The sequence below is a fragment of the Sorangiineae bacterium MSr11954 genome, from assembly GCA_037157815.1.
Lineage (GTDB): Bacteria > Myxococcota_A > Polyangia > Polyangiales > Polyangiaceae > Pendulispora > Pendulispora albinea.
The window spans coordinates 8,236,289-8,253,729 of the sequence record CP089984.1; the positions used below are offsets into that span (position 1 = coordinate 8,236,289).

16 protein-coding genes are annotated in these 17,441 nt (G+C 66.6%); 10 read left to right on the forward strand and 6 right to left on the reverse strand.

The window, feature by feature from the left end; genetic code table 11:
- The first annotated feature begins 66 nt into the window (after positions 1-66).
- Positions 67-567, forward strand: coding sequence for a response regulator (locus LZC94_31840; GenBank protein ID WXB12427.1), 501 nt, complete (start codon positions 67-69; stop codon positions 565-567).
- A 77-nt stretch (positions 568-644) separates the two neighbouring features.
- Positions 645-3,080, forward strand: coding sequence for a Smr/MutS family protein (locus tag LZC94_31845; GenBank protein ID WXB12428.1), 2,436 nt, complete (start codon positions 645-647; stop codon positions 3,078-3,080).
- Here LZC94_31845 and LZC94_31850 read toward each other — a convergent pair.
- The gene (locus tag LZC94_31850; GenBank protein ID WXB12429.1) at positions 3,077-3,865 is read right to left on the reverse strand and encodes a TetR/AcrR family transcriptional regulator; all 789 of its coding nucleotides are present in this window, start codon (positions 3,863-3,865) and stop codon (positions 3,077-3,079) included. The two genes, LZC94_31845 and LZC94_31850, sit on opposite strands and share 4 nt — an antisense overlap.
- Positions 3,866-3,984: 119 nt before the next feature.
- The gene (locus LZC94_31855) at positions 3,985-5,619 is read right to left on the reverse strand and encodes a thiamine pyrophosphate-dependent enzyme (protein WXB12430.1); all 1,635 of its coding nucleotides are present in this window, start codon (positions 5,617-5,619) and stop codon (positions 3,985-3,987) included.
- Positions 5,620-5,874: 255 nt separating this feature from the next.
- Here LZC94_31855 and LZC94_31860 point away from each other — a divergent pair, with 255 nt between their 5' ends.
- From LZC94_31860 to LZC94_31895, 8 genes are all read left to right on the forward strand, one after another.
- Complete coding sequence (locus tag LZC94_31860) at positions 5,875-7,092, forward strand: efflux RND transporter periplasmic adaptor subunit (GenBank protein ID WXB12431.1); 1,218 nt, start codon at positions 5,875-5,877, stop codon at positions 7,090-7,092.
- On the forward strand, positions 7,092-7,796 hold the full coding sequence (locus LZC94_31865) for an ABC transporter ATP-binding protein (protein WXB12432.1): 705 nt from the start codon (positions 7,092-7,094) through the stop codon (positions 7,794-7,796). The genes LZC94_31860 and LZC94_31865 overlap by 1 nt, the downstream gene beginning before the upstream one ends.
- A gap of 258 nt (positions 7,797-8,054) precedes the next feature.
- Positions 8,055-9,182 carry an ABC transporter permease gene (locus LZC94_31870; GenBank protein ID WXB12433.1) on the forward strand — a complete coding sequence of 376 codons (1,128 nt, stop codon included), beginning with the start codon at positions 8,055-8,057 and terminating at the stop codon, positions 9,180-9,182.
- A gap of 9 nt (positions 9,183-9,191) precedes the next feature.
- Positions 9,192-10,355, forward strand: a complete 1,164-nt coding sequence (locus LZC94_31875; GenBank protein ID WXB12434.1) for an FtsX-like permease family protein — start codon at positions 9,192-9,194, stop codon at positions 10,353-10,355.
- 125 nt (positions 10,356-10,480) lie between these two features.
- Positions 10,481-10,624: a hypothetical protein gene (locus LZC94_31880; GenBank protein ID WXB12435.1), complete on the forward strand. Its 144-nt coding sequence runs from the start codon at positions 10,481-10,483 to the stop codon at positions 10,622-10,624.
- Positions 10,625-11,467 carry a DUF692 family protein gene (locus LZC94_31885; protein ID WXB12436.1) on the forward strand — a complete coding sequence of 281 codons (843 nt, stop codon included), beginning with the start codon at positions 10,625-10,627 and terminating at the stop codon, positions 11,465-11,467.
- Complete coding sequence (locus LZC94_31890) at positions 11,457-12,017, forward strand: hypothetical protein (protein WXB12437.1); 561 nt, start codon at positions 11,457-11,459, stop codon at positions 12,015-12,017. Before LZC94_31885 ends, LZC94_31890 begins: the two co-directional genes overlap by 11 nt.
- Positions 12,018-12,123: 106 nt before the next feature.
- Positions 12,124-13,644 (forward strand): hypothetical protein, encoded by a 1,521-nt coding sequence (locus LZC94_31895; GenBank protein ID WXB12438.1) that lies wholly within the window; start codon positions 12,124-12,126, stop codon positions 13,642-13,644.
- Between the two features lie 145 nt (positions 13,645-13,789).
- On the opposite strand, the gene LZC94_31900 is transcribed toward LZC94_31895, so the two are convergent.
- From LZC94_31900 to LZC94_31915, 4 genes are read right to left on the reverse strand one after another with little or no spacing between them, the layout of a single operon-like run.
- Positions 13,790-14,839, reverse strand: a complete 1,050-nt coding sequence (locus tag LZC94_31900) for a BMP family ABC transporter substrate-binding protein (GenBank protein ID WXB12439.1) — start codon at positions 14,837-14,839, stop codon at positions 13,790-13,792.
- Positions 14,836-15,876, reverse strand: a complete 1,041-nt coding sequence (locus tag LZC94_31905) for a cation diffusion facilitator family transporter (GenBank protein ID WXB12440.1) — start codon at positions 15,874-15,876, stop codon at positions 14,836-14,838. Before LZC94_31905 ends, LZC94_31900 begins: the two co-directional genes overlap by 4 nt.
- Positions 15,873-16,580, reverse strand: coding sequence for a hypothetical protein (locus tag LZC94_31910; GenBank protein WXB12441.1), 708 nt, complete (start codon positions 16,578-16,580; stop codon positions 15,873-15,875). Before LZC94_31910 ends, LZC94_31905 begins: the two co-directional genes overlap by 4 nt.
- Positions 16,577-17,359 (reverse strand): UPF0158 family protein, encoded by a 783-nt coding sequence (locus tag LZC94_31915; protein ID WXB12442.1) that lies wholly within the window; start codon positions 17,357-17,359, stop codon positions 16,577-16,579. Before LZC94_31915 ends, LZC94_31910 begins: the two co-directional genes overlap by 4 nt.
- Positions 17,360-17,441: the final 82 nt, after the last annotated feature.

Consider the following 17,441-nt stretch of genomic DNA (forward strand, 5'->3'; position numbering starts at 1 on the left):
TCGGCACTTACCTGCTCTGGGTCGTTTTGCTCGCCGTTGGGGGGGTGGCGTGAGGAGTCACCCGGAATGAGCCACAATCCAGGCCCTGTGTCGCCTTCGGCGAGCCCCCCGCAGGACCCCGAGAAGCCGAAGCGAAAGATTTTGGAGCGCCTCCACATCCTGGTGGTGGAGGACGATAGGGACTCGCGCTCGCTCATCGCGCGCTTCCTTCGCCAAGCGGGGGCCCGCGTGACCGCGGTCGCCGACGCGTACGAGGCGCTGGAGGTCATCCGTCAGGTTCGTCCGGATCTGCTGCTCTCCGACATTGCCATGCCCGGCATGGACGGCCACGCGTTGATCCGCCAGGTGCGGAGCTCCCCTTCCCTTTTCGGCTTTGGCTCCCTGGTGCCCGCGATTGCTCTGAGCGCCTATGCCGCGCACGACGATCGCGTCTCCGCCCTCGGCGCGGGCTTCGACGAGCACCTGGCCAAACCGGTGGACTTTGCGGCCATGCTGGCCACCATCACCCGGGTCGTGAACGAAAAACGCGCCCAGGGCGAGCGCAAGACGGACCGTCCGAAGCGTTGATCGCCGGCGCGGCAAGCCGCGCGGAACGTCGGGCGCGGCTTGCGTCGGAGGAAAACGCGCCCTACTACTCCTCGACCTTGAGCGCTGGATATCCCACATTGGAAGCTGCGTGCCCGGCGAAAACGCGGGCGGACCTCGAGTGGGACCGCGTGCTCTCCGCCATTGCTTCACGCTGCCAGGGCGAGATGGGCCAGGCCGAAGCGCTCGTGCTTCCCTTTGCCCAGACGCGCGACGAGCTGCGCACCCGCCTCGCGGAGGCCAAAGAAGCGTTTACGGGCCTGGCCTCCGGCGAGCCTCTGCCGATCGAAGCCACCTTCGACGCAGGCGACGCCATCCGTCGTTTGAAGGTGGGCGGCGCGCTCGGCCCCGTCGAGCTTCGCGGCATCGGCAACATGCTCACCGCCGCGCGCACCTTGCGGCGCTACCTGCACCAACGCCGCGCCACCTACCCCGCGCTCTACGCGGCGTGCGCCACCGATCCCACCCTCGACGCGCTGGCCGAGGAAGTGGCCGGTTCGTTCGATCCGGACGGCACCTTGTCGGACCGCGCCAGCCCGGCGCTGAGCCGCCTTCGCGCCGAACGCCAGGTGGCGCGCCAGCGCATGATCACGCGCTTGGAGGACTTGATGGGGCGCTACGAGCGCGTCCTCCAAGAGCGCTTCATCACCGAGCGCGAGGGCCGCTACGTGCTGCCCGTCCGCGCCGATGCCCACGAGCGCTTCCCGGGGCTGGTGCACGCCACCAGCGCCAGCGGGTCCACCATCTTCGTCGAGCCGCGCGCGGTCATCCCCATGGGCAACCGCCTCAAGATGCTCGACGCCGAGGTCGAGCGCGAAGAGATCGCGGTCTACACGCGTCTCTCGTCCCTCTTGGCCGACGCGCTGCCCAGCCTCGAGGCGTGCCGCGCGGCCATCGCCCGGGCCGACGTGCTCGCGGCCATCGCGCGCCTCGGCGAGGAGCTCGCGCTGGTGTTCCCCGAGGTCGTGGACGAGCCGCGGCTCGATCTGCGCCAGGCGAGGCACCCGCTCTTGGCGCTCGATGGCACCCAGGTCGTGCCGAGCGATCTCTCCATCGTCGCCGGCCGCGCGGTGGTGGTGAGCGGCCCGAACGCCGGCGGCAAGACGGTGGCGCTCAAGACCATGGGGCTCGCGGCGCTCATGGTTCGCGCGGGGCTCCCGGTCGCGTGCGACGAGGGGAGCACCGTCGGCATCTTCGACGTGGTCGTGAGCGACGTGGGGGACGATCAGAACCTCTCGAAGAACCTCTCCACCTTCAGCGCGCACGTCTCCAACCTGCGCGACATCCTCGATGCTGCGCACCGCGGCGCGCTGGTCCTGCTCGACGAGCTCGCGGGCGGCACCGATCCCCGCGAGGGCGAGGCGCTGGCCGCCGGCGTGCTCGACTCGCTCTGCGCGCGCGGCGGCGCCGTGGTGGTGACCACCCACTACGAAGGGCTCAAGGCCCTCGCCCTGGCCGACGATCGCTTCCAGAACGCCTCGGTGGGCTTCGACCTGTCCACCATGGAGCCCACCTTCCGCGTCACCATCGGCATCCCCGGGAGCTCCAGCGCCCTGGCCGTGGCCCGCCGCTTCGGCATGCCGAGCACGGTCATCGAGCGCGCCGAGCGCTTCCTCTCGCGCGAAGATCAAAGCTTCGAGACCTTGGTGAAGCGCCTGCACGAAGAGCGGGCCGCCCTGGAGCTCGCGCGCAGCGCCGCCGTCACCCGCGAGCGCGAGGCCGACGAAGCCCGCGCGCGCCTCGACGACGAGATCGCCCGAACGCGCGCGCAAGAGGCGCGCATCGTCTCGCGCGAGGCGGAGGCGCTGCTCACGAGCTTGCGCCGCGCCAAGGACGATCTGCGCGAGGCGCAAGCCCGCTTGCGCGCCAAGAAGCTCGACGAGGCCCAGCTGCGCGACGCGGAGCGGGCCATCCAGCGCGTCTCGGGCGCCGTCGCCTTGGGCGGCGAGCTCGAAGGGATCGTCGCGCGCCCGGAGAGAGCGCGCGGTGACGCGGGGGAGTCGCGCCGCGCGCTCTCGCCGGGCGAGGTCCGCCGAGGCACCCGCGTCTACGTTCCGCGCCTTCGCGCCGAGGCCGAGGTGGTCGAGGTCTCGGGCGAGTCGGTGCGCGTGTCGGCGGGGGCGCTCAAGTTGAACGTGCCCCTGGGCGAGCTTCGCTCCGCCGCGCCGGAGCCGGCACCCGCGGCCGCACCGCCCGGCGCGGGCAAAGCCGGAAAAGAACCCGCGCCGCGAAACGAGCCGGCCATCGCCACCAAGGACAACACGTGCGATCTGCGCGGGCTGCGGGTCGACGACGCGCTGGCGCTGGCCACCTCGTTCCTCGACCGATGCCTCAACGATCGCCGCCCGGTCGCCTTCCTGGTGCACGGCCACGGCACCGGCGCGCTGCGCGATGCCCTGCGCAAGGAGCTGAAATCGAGCTCTTACGTCGCCCACTTGCGCGCGGGGACGCACGACGAAGGCGGCGACGGCGTCACCGTCGTGTGGCTCAGTTAGCCGCCGTCCGGCCCGCGCGCCTCGCGTCCGCGCTGCCGCTCCGTGATGAGCAGCGCGACCCCGTCCAAGATCCGCTCGAGCCCGAAGTGGACCGCGTCGGGGTTCGACGAAGCTTGGTAGGCGATGCCCGCGGACATCCCGACCCGAGTGGCCAGCGGAAACCGCCCCGGATCCACGATTTTCTCGAGGATGGGCGCCGTGGCCACCCACCACTCCAAGTCGGTCATCCCGCTCTCGCGCTGCACGCGCGCGGCGTTGGCGCGGACGCGCGCGGCGCCTTCGACGTGGGTCAGGATCAACGACAGCACCGAGTCCATCTCGACGTCGGTGAGCCCGAGGCCCTCGAGCGGGCGCAGCTCCGCCTCGTATTTGAGCGAGCCATTGGGGCCGAGCACCGGGCGCCCCACGATGTCGAGCAGCCAGGGGTGCTTCTGGAACGTTTCCCAGTTGCGCAAGGCGATGAAGCGAAGAGCCTCGCGCCATCCCGGCTGCCGCGAGGGCGCCTCCACGTCCTCGTAGAGCTCCCCGCACACGGTGTCGATCATCAGATCCGTCAGCTCGCCCTTGCCGGGGACGTGCGTGTAGAGCGACATGGTGCCCACCTCCAGCACATCGGCCACCTGCCGCATCGACACGGCGTCGAGCCCTTTGGCGTCGGCCAGCTCGATGGCCGCCGCGACGATGGAGCACACCTGAAGCCCCGACCTCCCCGGCTTGGCTTGCGATCCCCATAGCAGCGCGAGGCTGCGGGCAGGGTCCGTCGGTTGGTCCTTCCTCCCGTTCACAAAAACGTGCTCCCGAGGCTCTTCCGCCGGACCCTACTTGACACATTTTGCCTCGAACCGTACATCGTACGGTACACCATACGGGATGGTGCTTTTCGAGGCAATGCGTGACCGCCGTATCAGACGCTGATCGCCCCTTTGCGAAAGTCGCTCTTGGCGATCTTCACATTGACGCACGCGGGTTTACCGCAGGCGAACGCGGCATCGAGCGCCGGGCCGAGCTCCTCCACCTTCTCCACGTACGCCCCGAAGCCGCCGCACGCCTCCACCACCTTCTCGTAGCGCGTGTAATCGAGCGCCGTCGCCACCGCGCGCTCCTCCCCATAAATGTCCACCTGCCCGCGGCGGATCTGCGTCCAGCCGGCGTCATTTCCAATCACGGCGATGACCGGAATGTTCTGGCGCGCCATCGCCTCGAACTCCATCGCGTGCAGCCCGAAGCTGCCGTCGCCGTACACGAGAACGACGTTGGCATCCGGGCGCGCCAACTTGGCGGCCATGGCATAACCGGGGCCCACGCCCAGGGTCCCGAGCGGCCCCGGGTCCATCCACAACTGCGGCCACTCCAGCTTGAGCACGTACGCGGCCGTCGCCACGAAGTCGCCGCCGTCGCCCACCACGATATCGTTCGGGTGCAAACGCTTTCCCAGCTCGGCGCACACCCGCAGCGGATTGGGCGGCGAGTCGTTCGACCCAATCTCCGCCTCCATCTTTTCGCGCCGCTTCTTCTCGTCGGCGCGCACGGCCGCCAGCCACTCGGGGGCCTTCTTCGAGGGAAGGGCGCGCACGAGTTGGTCGAGCACCAACCCGCTGTCGCCATGAATCCCAATTTCGACCCGCCGATTGCGTCCGAGCTCGGCCCCCTCCAGATCGACCTGCACGATCTTCACCCCGTCCGCCCATGTCGGGGTTCGTCCATAATCGACGCGAAAATCGAATGGCGTGCCAAACACGAACACCACGTCGGCTTGGCCCAGCGCAAATCGGCGCGAGCGCGAAAAGAGCCCCGCGTGCTGCGACGGCAGCGCACCGCGCGCCATTCCATTGAGGTAGAACGGGACCTCGAACGCGTCGGCCGCGCGCGCCACCGCCTCGCGCAGCGGCGACCATTTGATCTGCGATCCCACGAGAAAACAGGGGCGCTGCGCCTCGCGAAGCAAGGCCGCGGCCCGCTCGATCGCGCGCGCATCGCCCGCCGGGCGCGGCGGCTCGACGAAGGGCGCCGTTGCGGGCACATCGGCATCGTCGTGCACGTTCATCAACAGATCGAGGGGCATCTCCAAGAAGACGGGGCCTGGCACGCCTGCCTGCGCGACGCGAAATGCGGCATCGATGTACTCGGCAATGCGACGCGTCTCGGGTACTTGAACGCTCCACTTGGTAATGGGGCGCATCAAGGTCACATGATCCATGTCCTGAAGGGACCCCATATCGGTCAGAAGCCGGGGGCCCGCGCCACCAATGACAATCATGGGCACCCCGGCGCGATGGGCGTTGGCCACGGCCGTGACCACATCGGTCACCCCGGGCCCTGCGGTCACCGCGCAAACACCGGGCCGTCCGGTGACCCGCGCATACCCATCGGCCGCGTGGCCGGCGGTCTGCTCGTGGCGCGTATCGACGACACGGATCCGCTCATCGAGGCAGCCGTCGTAAATCGCCTGGATATGGCCTCCGCAAAGGGTGAAAAGATGAGTCGTGCCATGACGCTTGAGGGCTTGGGCGACAATGCGACCGCCGTGAACGTAAGCCATGTATTTTTTCCTCCAGATGATTTCCGTATGATTCCGTACGACTGCGTAGGACGAGATTAGCCGTTAGCGCGTCCGAGCGGCGCGTGTATTCTAGGGGGGTTACCTTGAGCCTCGACGCTCCGCGTTCATTCCTTCGACATCAAAACTGGCATCAAAACCTGACCGAGCCCTGACACAACGCGGAACTGCGCGTATCCACGCACCCAGGCATCCACTCATCCATGCATCGGCGCGCGCGCTCCGGGAGCACTTCGCATGTCGGAACAGCTATCGAACGATCTTTTGTCGCTGAAAATCGAACGCGGCTCCAAGCCAGAGCGGAAGAGCGGGCGTTCCTTGGTCCTCATCGTAGGTGTGGCGGCCGCGATGGGGGTCGGCGTCGTCGCCTATACGGTCGCGGCCCCTTACATCGAGGCAAAATTCTTCAAAACCAAGGTGGATGTCACCGAGGTCGCCATGGTGTCGCCCGCGCAAGCCACCATCGAGCTGAGTGCAACCGGCTATGTCGTTCCCCAGGTCAGCGCCCGCATCGGCGCCAAGGTGATCGGTAAGATATCGAAAAATTACATAAGGGAGGGATCGCGGGTCAAGGCGGGGGATCCCCTGTTCGACCTCGACGTGACCGACCAAAAGAGCGCCATCGCCGCGGCCCAAGCCCGTTACGCCGCCGCGGTGGCCAAGGCGCGCGCATCGCGGGCGCAGACCCGAGAGGTGCAGCAGCAGCTCGCCCGCGAGAAGAAGCTCGTGGCCTCCGGCGCGGTCGCGCCCGCGAACTCGCAAGATCTCGAGGCGCGCACCAGCGCGTTGAACGCGACGGCCGCCGCCATGGAGGCGGAGGCGCAGGCGCAAAAGGCGGAGGTGCACGCGCTCACGGTGGGGCTCGGGAACTACCGCATCGTCGCCCCCATCGATGGCACGGTCGTGAACAAGCCCGTTCAAGTGGGGACGACCTTGAACTTCGAGCTCCCGCTGCTGGAGCTGGTCGACTTCGACTCGCTCCTCATCGAGGCCGACGTGCCCGAAGGGAAGATGAGCACCATCAAGAAGGATGGCCCGTGTGAGGTCGTGCTGGACGCCTTCCCCGGCAAGCGCATTCGCGCGGTGGTGGTGGAGGTCAGCCCCAAGCTCAATCGCGCAAAGGCCACGGGCACGGTCAAAATCAAGATGATCGACCCGGCGGAGGGCGTGCTGCCCGAGATGAGCGCGAGGGTCAGCTTCCTCAACAAAGCGCTCGACGAGGGGCAGCTCAAGGAGCCTTCGCGCAAAATCGTCCCCTCGTCGGCCATCGTCGATCGGGGGGGCGCGAAAGTGGTATTTGCCATCGAGGGCGAGAAGGTGCGCCAGCAGCCGGTGGAGCTCGGGGCACCGTTCGCCAACGGCTTCGAGTTGAAGAACGGCCCTCCGCCCGGAACCATGTTGGTCAAAGACCCATCACCGACCCTATCGGACGGCCAAGAGATCAAGAGGAACTAATGCAGACTGCAGCGGCTTATCGTTCGGCGGATACGGACGCCATCATCAAGCTGAGTGGGATCGACAAGACTTATTATCGCGGCGACGAAGCGGTCAAGGTGCTCGACAAGCTCTCCCTCAATATCCCCAATGGCTCCTTCGAAGCGCTCATGGGCCCCTCCGGCTCGGGCAAGTCGACCCTGCTCAACCTCATCGCCGGCCTCGATCGCCCCAGCGCGGGGTCCATCGAGATCGGGGGTCAGCGCATCGACAGCCTGACCGAGGGTCAGCTGGCCAAATGGCGCGCCGACAACATTGGATTCATCTTTCAGTCGTACAACCTGCTGCCGGTCCTGACGGCGGTGGAGAACGTGGAGCTGCCGCTCCTCCTCACCTCCGTTCCATCCGGTGAGCGGCGCAAGCGCGCGGAGACCGCCCTTCGCATCGTGGGCCTGGCGGAGCGCATGAACCACTACCCGCGCCAGCTCTCGGGCGGTCAAGAGCAGCGCGTGGCCATCGCCCGCGCCATCGTGAACGATCCGAAAATCCTGGTCTGTGACGAGCCGACGGGCGATCTCGATCGCCACAGCGCCGACGAGATCCTGAAGCTGCTGGAGACGCTCAACAAAGAATTGAACAAGACCATCGTCATGGTCACCCACGATCCGGTCGCCGCCGAACGCGCCGGCATCGTCCGCCGCCTCGAAAAAGGCGCGCTGACGTGAATGCGGGTTCGTGATCCTCGATCCCGACCCCCGAAGCACCGGCGACCGCGGGTGCTGGGTACGAAGGAACCCACGACCGCCGTAGGCCGGAGCGCCACCTCCCCCGCCGTGTCGTCCTTCGCTCTGGCCATGCCCACCTTCGTCGGGCGCTACTCGGGACGGCCCCCGCACGCTCGTGCACCCTTTCATGAATGAGGCTCCGCCGTGAATTTCCTTTATCTCGCGTTCCGAAATTTGGCGCGAAATCGATTTCGTGTCGTGTTGACCATCTTCGGCGTCGCCGTGCCGGTGGTGGCCTTCGTTCTTCTGCGCACGGTGGTCTGGGCGTGGGAGGTGGGGGCTGAATCGGCGGCCAAAGATCGGGTGGTGACCCGGCACAAGGTCACGTTCGTCATGACGTTGCCTCACCGGTACGTCAATGATCTCGAGCAGCACGCCCAGGAGCTCGGCATCAAGCAGAGCACCTTCGCGGTGTGGTTCGGCGGCAAGGATCCCGCGCACGACAGCGAATTTTTCGCGACCTTCGCGGTCGACCCCAAGACGTACCTGGAGGTCTACAACGAGATGGGCCTCGCGCCGGCGCAGAAGGAGGCCTGGCAGAAGAACCGCAAGGGGGCCATCGTCGGCGACGTCCTGGCGCGAAAGCTCAATTGGAAGGTCGGCGACAAGATCACGCTCCAATCACCGTTCTTCCCCGACGTGGAGAACTGGGAGTTCGTGATCGAAGGGATTTACGACGCGCTGGCCAAGTCCGTCGATCGTTCGAGCTTCTTCTTCCACTACGACTACATGAACGACGCCGTGCGCGAGCGCAGCCGTGACCAGGTGGGCTGGATCGTGAGCCGCGTGAACGATCCCTCGAGGGCGACGGAGATCGGCACCCGCATCGACAAGCACTTCGAGGAGCAGGAGACGCAGACCTTGAGCCAGGACGAGGGCGCCTTCACCGCCTCGTTCCTCGCGTCCTTCTCGGCGCTCCTCAAGGCGCTGAGGCTCATCTCGTTCGTCATCCTCGTCATCATGGCGCTCATCTTGGGCAACACGATCGCCATGGCGGCGCGCGAGCGAACCAACGAGTACGGCGTGCTGCGGGCGATTGGCTTTTTGCCGAAGCACCTGGTGGCCTTCGTCTTGGGTGAGTCGATGCTCCTGGCCTCCATCGGCGGGGTGCTCGGGCTGCTCGTCGCCTATCCGTTCGTGGAGAAGGGGCTCGGGCGGTTCATCGAGGAGAACATGGGGAACTACTTCCCCTACTTCCGCGTCACCCCCACCACCGCCATCCTCGCCTTTCTCGCGTCCGTCTTGGTCGGTCTTCTCGCGGGGGCCATCCCCGCTTACCGCGTCTCCAAACTGCGCGTGGTCGACGCCCTGCGCCGGGTAGCCTGAGGTCATCGCATGATCCCGATTCGGTACAACCTGCGCAGCCTGGCCGTGCGCAAAACCACCACCATCGCGACGGGCCTGGGCGTGGCCCTGGTCGTCTATGTCTTCGCCTCTGCGCTCATGCTCGCCGAGGGCATCCGGCGAACGCTCACCACCTCCGGCAGCCCGAACGCAGCCATGGTCATGCGCAAAGGCAGCGACAACGAGCTGAGTAGCGTGGTCGAAACGCCGACCATGAGCCTCTTGCTCGCCGCGCCCGGGGTGAAGCGCGAGGTCAGCCTGCCGCTCGGCGCGGGCGAGATCGTGGCGGTGAACGCCATGGAGAAGATCGGCGCCAACGGCATCAGCAACGTGCAGCTCCGCGGCGTGACCGACGTGTCGTTGAAGCTGCGGCCGGAGTTCAAGATCGTCGAGGGGAAGGCGCCGTCCCCAGGCAGCGACGAGGTCCTGGTCGGCGAGCGCATTCGCGGGCGCTTTCGTGGCCTCGAGATCGGCCAGACCTTCGAGCTGAAAAAGAACCGCCACGCCAAGGTGGTCGGCGTCTTCTCGGCCGGGGGCTCCTCCTACGAGTCCGAGGTGTGGGTCGATCTCGAGGTCCTGCGCACCGTCTTCCGGCGCGAGGGTGTCGTCTCCTCGGTGCACGTGCTCCTCGACTCGCCGGCCTCGTTCGATGCCTTTCGAGCGGTGGTCGAGCAGGACAAACGGCTCGGGCTCTTGGCCATGCGCGAGGTCGAATACTTCGAGAAGCAGTCGGAGGGGACGAGCAAGCTGCTCTCGGGGCTCGGGAGCATCATCGCCTTCTTCTTCGCCATCGGCGCGATGATCGGCGCCATGATTACCATGTACGCGGCGGTCGCCAACCGTCAGCGGGAGATTGGGACCTTGCGCGCCCTCGGCTTTCCGCGCTGGAGCATCCTGTTCTCCTTCTTGCTCGAGTCGGTCTCCTTGGCGATCATGGGCGGCTTGGTGGGGGTCATTCCCTCGCTCTTGATGGGGTTCGTGAAGATCTCCATGATGAACTTCGCCAGCTGGTCGGAGATCGTCTTCGAGTTCCGGCCGACGCCCGAAATCCTGATTGGGTCGGTCGTCCTCTCGGGCTTCGTCGGCTTGATCGGCGGCTTCTTCCCCGCCGTCCGCGCGGCCCGCGTCTCGGCCGTCACCGCCATGCGCGCCTAACCAAAGGTATCGGGGCGTGCGACAGTATGCCGCACGCCGGGCGTGCGACAGCATGCCGCATCGCCCACGGCGAGCTGAATCGTTATCGATCTCTTTGTCGAGTCAAACCTCACAAGGAGATCGATATGACCATGGTGAAGAAGGAAGTCGCCCAGAAGACATCCACCCTCGAGTCGAAGCGGGTCGAGGTCGTTGCGGTTCGTGAAATCGAAGTGGGTGACCTCGGCGCGGCGCGATGCGCCGGGATCTGTGCGGCTCTCAAGCTGTAAATGGTGAAGGTCGGCGTCAATTGGACCCGCGGTGTTCATCTGCCGCTCATCCAGCAAATGGTGGGCGGCAGGGTCGCCGACTTCGTCGAGGTCCTCATCGACAACTTCTTGCACGTGGAGCCACGCGCCATGGCCGAGGCCTTGGACGGCGTCCCGGTGGCCTTCCACATCATGCACTCGCGGTTCATGGAGCGCGGCCCCGAGGACCTCGCGTTCATGGCCGGCCGAATCCGCGCCCTCGCCCGCGAGCTAAAACCCATCTATATCTCCGATCACCTCCTTCGCTTTTCCATCGAGGGCCGCGAGCTCATTTATCTGCCGGAGCTCGACTACGGCCCCGCCTACGACGGCGCGCGGCGCGCGGTCCTCGCGTGGCAAGATCGGCTCGAGTCGCGGGTGCTCTTCGAGAACTACCCGTCGGTGTTCGACGCGGGGCACGAGCAGCCCGCCTTCCTCGAGAGCCTCCTACGCGACACCGGCGCCGGCCTGCTGTTCGACATTTCCAACGCGGTGTGCGCCCAACGCAATTGCGGATTGAGCCTCTCGGCGTGGGACCGCCTCGTTCGCGACACCGAGCACTTTCACGTGGCGGGCTACGAGCCATCGACCGAGCCCCCCTTCGTCACCCTCGACATGCACGGCACCAACCTCGCAGACGATACGCTCGCCTACACCGAGCACGCGCTCCGCGTCGCATGGCATCCGTCGACCATCAGCGTGGAACGTGACAACAACGTGGAGCTCGAACCGTGGAGCGCCGATCTTTCGGCCGTGCGCCGGCTCGCGGAGCTCTCGGTTTCGCAGCGGCCGGGGAGACTCGAGGAGCGCGCACATGCTCCGTGAAGGCATCGAGCGGTCGTATTTGTCCTTGGCGCGCGCCCGAACCTTGCCCGAGGGGACGCGCGAGCGTGCGGTGGCGGAGTTTGCCATGCGCCTGCGGTGGCATACGCTCTTCGACCCCTGCCCGCGCGTCCTCGCGCTGGCGCCCCCGGACGGAGCCGACATTTTCCGCCGCTTCTCCGATTGGCTCGACCAGGCGAAGCCGTCCATGGATTGGACGCTGCACCTGCACCTGCTCGCATGGCTGCTGCGCGATCCGCCGTACGCCGGCGCCGTCGACGAGCCCATGGTGATCGAGCTGCTGGCGGCCGCCGCCTCCAAGTGGGCGATCTTCGATCGAGGACCGCGCGAGGGCATCGTCCTCGGCTCCGAGCGCGTGAAGAAGGCGCTGATCGTCGGATGGAAATGCCGCGCGCCGGACACGGGGCGCACCATCGAGGTGGCCACCCTCGCTGGCGATCTCGAGCTCGAGAGCTTGGTTGGATATGCCTATGCAGCCGGCGGTGTATTGGAATCGGTCGGTCCCCTTTTGCCCGTGACGGTCGATATTTAGAATTGCAATGAACGTTTTCCGATCGATGCCCGCCAAACACCCGACTTAATCCGCCATCGACGTTGCGTGTATTGCCGAATGTGGCGTGCGGCGCAACACATCGGGCATGCGATCCTATGTTGCGTATACTGCAGTATCGTTGTTCTTATTGGGCGCGGCCGGGTGCAGCGGAGATCCGACCAACTCCGCCGCCTCCAACGACCCCGGAGCCTCGGAGAGCCAGCTCGAGGCTTCGAAAGCAGTGGACATTCTGGACCGGCTCAAGGCCATTCCCGATTTCACCAGCGTGCAGGAAGTAGCCCCCGGACAGGTGGCGAACGCCCGGAAATTCATCATCAAGATCTCGCAGCCGCTCGACCACTCGAGGCCACTCGGCGGGCGCTTCGAGCAACGGTTCGCGCTCTGGCACGTATCGGAGCAAGCTCCGGTGGTGCTCTACTCCGGCGGATACGAGCTCCGCGAGATCCTGAGCGACGTGCAGCCCGTGATCAAGAGCAATCAAATTTCGATGGAGTACCGGTATTACGGAGAATCGGTGCCGTCACCGCTCACGCCGGACCAGTGGAAATACCTCACCGTCGAACAATCGGCCCACGACTTCCACCACGTCGTCAGCTTGCTCAAGTCGATTTATGCCGGTAAATGGATCTCGCACGGCCGCAGCAAAGGCGGCATGACGCAGATTGCCTACCGCACCTTCTACCCGGAGGACGTCGACGGTACGGTCGCGATCGTCACCCCGCTGCAGACCGAGTTCATGGGGCCGCGCTACCCGGAGTGGTTCCGCTCCCTCGAGTCGCGCTTTCCGCAGTGCACGGCCAACAAAGTCGGCTTCGAGCGCGAGGTGCTGAAGCGGCGCGACGTCATCGCCAAGAAGACGTTGGCCGAGGCCAAGGAGGCGGGCGAGACGTTCACCAAGCTGCCCATCCAGAAGGCGATCGAGCTCGGAATCAAGGACTTCCACTTCGGCTTCTACCTCGGGGCCAACCCGCTCACCGACTGCAACGACTTCGTCGGCGCGTCGGCCACCGACGACGAGCTCTACGCGGCGTACGACAACTGGGTCGGCAAGTTCTCGTACAGCGACCAAGGCATCCAGCGCTACGATCCGCGCGCGTACATCTATCAAGGGTGCGCCGAGATGGGCATCTACCAGATCGACGAGACCCCGCTCGCCGATCTCCTGCGGTATCCGAAGGAGCAGCCGTTCTGCTACTTCCTGCCGGACGGCACGAACCCCACCTACAATCCGCTCTCGTCCCGCCTGACCGTGCACTATTTGAAGTCGGAGGCGCAGCGGATGGTCTTCGTCTACGGCAGCACCGACGCTTGGAGCGGCCAATCCGTGCAGTATCCCGGGGTCGAGGATGCGCACAAATTCTGGATCACGGAGGGCCCGTCGACCGGGCACGTCGTCCACTTCACGTCGCTGAAGGGCGCCGATTGGACGAAGGCGTCCACCCGCGTGCAAACGTGGGCCGGGCTCTTGCCGGGTGCCACCGCCGCGACCGCCGCGCCGGAAGCCGTTGCGCCCAAGGCCGAAATTGGAGCCGCGTCGGCCGACGAGGAGGTGCTCTGGCCGCCGAAGCTCTACTTCCGGAATCGGGCGCGGAAGAACGCGCACTGATCCGTAAGCAGGGTCCTCGAATGAGATGAGTCGACCGCAAGGACGCTAGGATCGCCAGGGGGTGGAGGGTGTTTGGGCTTGCGCGGTCCATGCTTGCGCAGCCTTCCACCCTGGCGGCCTTGGTGTCCTGGCGGTTTTTCGTGGGTCACTTCGCGGGGACGGCGATCGTCCCCGCGATGATCCCGGCGCGGAGCTCTTCGACCCGCGCCGTGACCGCGGGGGGGAGACGCGCGGCGTGCGGGCCTTCGTGCACGTAGTCGATGCCGTGATCGCGCACGCCGAGCTGGAGGATGCCGCCGCGGAAGCGATGCTCGATCGCGGAGCGCACGGCCTCGAAGACGGCCACGTCGACCCGTTTGACCATGCTGGTGAGCACCACCTCCGGCATCTCGTCGTATTGGTCCGAGTCGACGCCGATGGCGAGGACATGCGCGTCGCGTGCGCCTTCGAACACGCCGTGGCCGGTGGCGCCGGAGGCGTGGTAGACCACGTCTGCGCCCGCCGCGACCTCGGTCATGGCCAACGTCTTTCCCTTTGCCGGATCTTTGAAGGCCTCGGGGGTCGCCCCCGCGTAGGCGGAGTGCACCTCGCACGTCGGGCACGTGGCCTTCACCCCCGCGATGTAGCCCGCTTCGAATTTGCGGATGAGAGGAATGGTCATGCCGCCGACGAAGCCCACGTGGCCCGTCTTGGACACCAAGCCCGCGGCCGCGCCCACCAGGAACGAGCCTTCTTCCTCGCGGAAGGACAGGCCGGCCACATTGGGCGGTGGGCCCTCGGGCCCCGGTGCGTAGTCGACGCACGCGAAGCTCACGTGCGGATAGGCGCGGGCCACGGCGTCGACGTCGCTCGAGAAGATGAACCCGACGCCGATGACCAAATCGAGGTTGCGCGACGCGTACAGACGAAGCCCCGCCTCGCGATCTTCGCTCTGACCCGGCTCCAGGTAGCTCACCTCGGCGCCGAGCTCGTCGCGCGCGCGCATCAGCCCCAGGTAGGCCGCGTCGTTGAAGCTCTTGTCGCCCCGCCCGTCGATGTCGAACACCAACCCCACGCGCGCCGTCGGTGCGCCTGGCCGGGGGCTCTGCGTCTTGGCGTCGTTGGCGCGCGCGCGCCCGCGACCGCCGCCTGGGAGGAACGTGAGCACCAACGCGATCACGAGCATCAGGCCTACGACGAGGCCTGCGCGGATCACGTCTGCTCCCCCAGATCGGATCGTGCGCTGGTGGCGCGTGCCGTGGCGGCGGTGCCGGGGATCACCAGCCCGCGGCCGTCACCGCGGGAGTCCGGCTCCACGAAGATCTTCTTCATGTCGGGCAGCTCCGCGCGCAGCCGCGCCTCGAGCTCGTTGGTCGCGTCCTCGATCTCGGCCACACGCATGTCGGGGCGGAAGGCGATCTTCAACGCGAGGATGATCACGTCGGGCCCCAAGTGCATGGTGAGCATCTGCGTGACCCGCTCGACCCCCGGGCTCGCCTGCACGATGCCGAGCACCCTCGCCCGATCCTCCGGGGAGGCCGCCTCGCCGATGAGCAGACCGTGCGTGATGCGCGCCAGCATCACCGCCACGAAGGTGAGCAAGCCGCCGATGATCAAGCTCCCCACCGGATCCCACCAGGACTGCCCCGTCACATGGCTCAGGGTGACGGCGACCAACGCGATGGCGAGCCCCACCAAGGCCGCGGTGTCCTCCGCCAACACCAGCGGGATGGTCGGATCCTTGGCCTCCAGGAGCGATCGCCTCCAGGGCTTTCCGCGCGACATGACCTTGAACTCGCCGAACGCCACCCGAAAGCTCAAGGCCTCGAAGACGATCGAGGTGCCGAGCACCGCGTAGTTCAAATAGCTGGCGTCGAAGCCGATGTGCGTCCCGAAGAGATCGAGCGCGATCTGTTTGCCTACGTGGTGATCCTCGGGGTGCAGCAGATGCTTGATGCCCTCGTAGATGGCGAACGCGCCGCCGATCGAGAAGAGCATCAGCGCGACCACGAAGGCCCAGAAGTACTTTTCGGCCGAGCGGCCGAAGGGGTAGCGCTCGTCGGCGGGGCGGGCCGCGAGGGCCAAGCCCACCAGCAAGAGGCCCTGATTTCCGGTGTCCGCCAGCGAGTGAACCGCCTCGGCCAACGTGGCGGTGGACGCCGAGAGGAGCGCCGCTCCGAATTTGCAAAAGGCAATCGCGAGATTGCCCGCGAGGGCGGCGATCACCACCTTCTTACTGTCCGCTGAGCTCATCTTGTGGCGGCGATCTTCACCCGCGAGCGAGCGGCCTGCAAGAAGGCCGTTTCTGCCGCACGCAATCTTTCATCGACGTACCAGCGCGCGAACGGGAGCCGCGCTTCCTCGAACTTCTGCGACTTATACGGGTGCGGTGCGGTCCGATACACGTCGCGCAGCTGCTCCTCCGATGGGTAGAGGATCGGCAGCACCGCGCGCTCGACGTAAAGCGCGGCCCGCGCCCTCCGTCGAAAGAGCGCCCCCAGCTCGGCCTCGGAGATGCGCTCCATCTCGGCGAGCTCCCGGAGCACCACGTCGCCGCCGATCCGCTGCACGAGCCCCTCGCGCAAATCGACGGAGACCCGCGCGATCTCGGCCTCGTCGGGCGCCCGCTCCAGGGGCAGCGCGACCAAGAGCTCCTCCGCGATGTGCTGATCCATCGCGGCCCGCACATGCCGATCTTGGTATGCGCGCGCGCCCCCGTCCTCCACCTTGGCTTGGATGCGTGCTTCGAACGCCAGCACGCGCTGCATGATGAACCGCGGTCGCGAAACACCCCCCGTCTCCGCGGAATAAAACCGTACCGCCACCCCGTCGACGATGTCTTCCTCTTGGGCCGCCGCATCGCGAAGGCTCGCCGTCAGCGCGAGCACCGCCGCCACCGCGACCCGGGTCCATCGCAGGCGCAGGCGCGGGCGCGCGCGCGGCGCAGAACGCATCACCGCGCTTCTTTTTCCTCGGGCGAACGTTGCGACGCGGGGCCCGGATCGATCTTCGGGGCTTGCCGCTCGCGCTCCTGCAGGTGCTCGTGGTGGTGCGCGAAGCCCCGCGCCGCGCGGCGCGCCTTCAAGAACTCGGCGAAGGCTACGATCGTCTCCAGATCGCGGGGGCCGAGTCCTTCGGCCACCTCGCGCAGGTGCTGCCGGCTCGCCTCCGCGTTTCGAGCGCGGCGGCCGCTGGTCGACTTCGGTGCTTCTTCACTCGACGGACCGACCTCGGACAACGGGCCCTCGCTTTCCGGTCCTGCCGATGAATTCTCGGCCCATTGCGGCCGCGCCGTCGGGCGGATGGCGTGGGCCGTGAGCCAAGCTTCCATGAAGGTGCGCAGGCGCTCGCTGCGGAACGTGAACCATTTCTCGCGGTCCGCACCAAAGGACATGAGCACGTCCTTGAAACGGCGAAACGCCCCCTTCCCATCGATGGCATGTCCGAGCTTGGCGCGAAGATCGTTGTCCTCCACCATCGGAATGAACCGCTCCATCCACCGGTATTGCTCGCGGGAGCTCACCGGATCGATCCGGAGGTAGTTCGGGTCCGACGAGATGCGGACGTGCATCTGCGGGTCGGCGACCCCATCCACCACGCGAAGGACCTCACCGGTCGATAGATGTAAGTAGCTATGGACTTCCGGTGCGTTGTTTTCGAATGCGTCCTCGAGTGCTTCCCAATCGACGGGCACATCGCGCGTCGTCGCGGCGGGACGGTCCGCAGGCTCATTCATGACTTGCTCCTTCGAAGGCATAAGAGGCGTCGGAGACGTCCCAACGCGAATACGGCGGACAAAGGCACCTCGTGCAATCTTG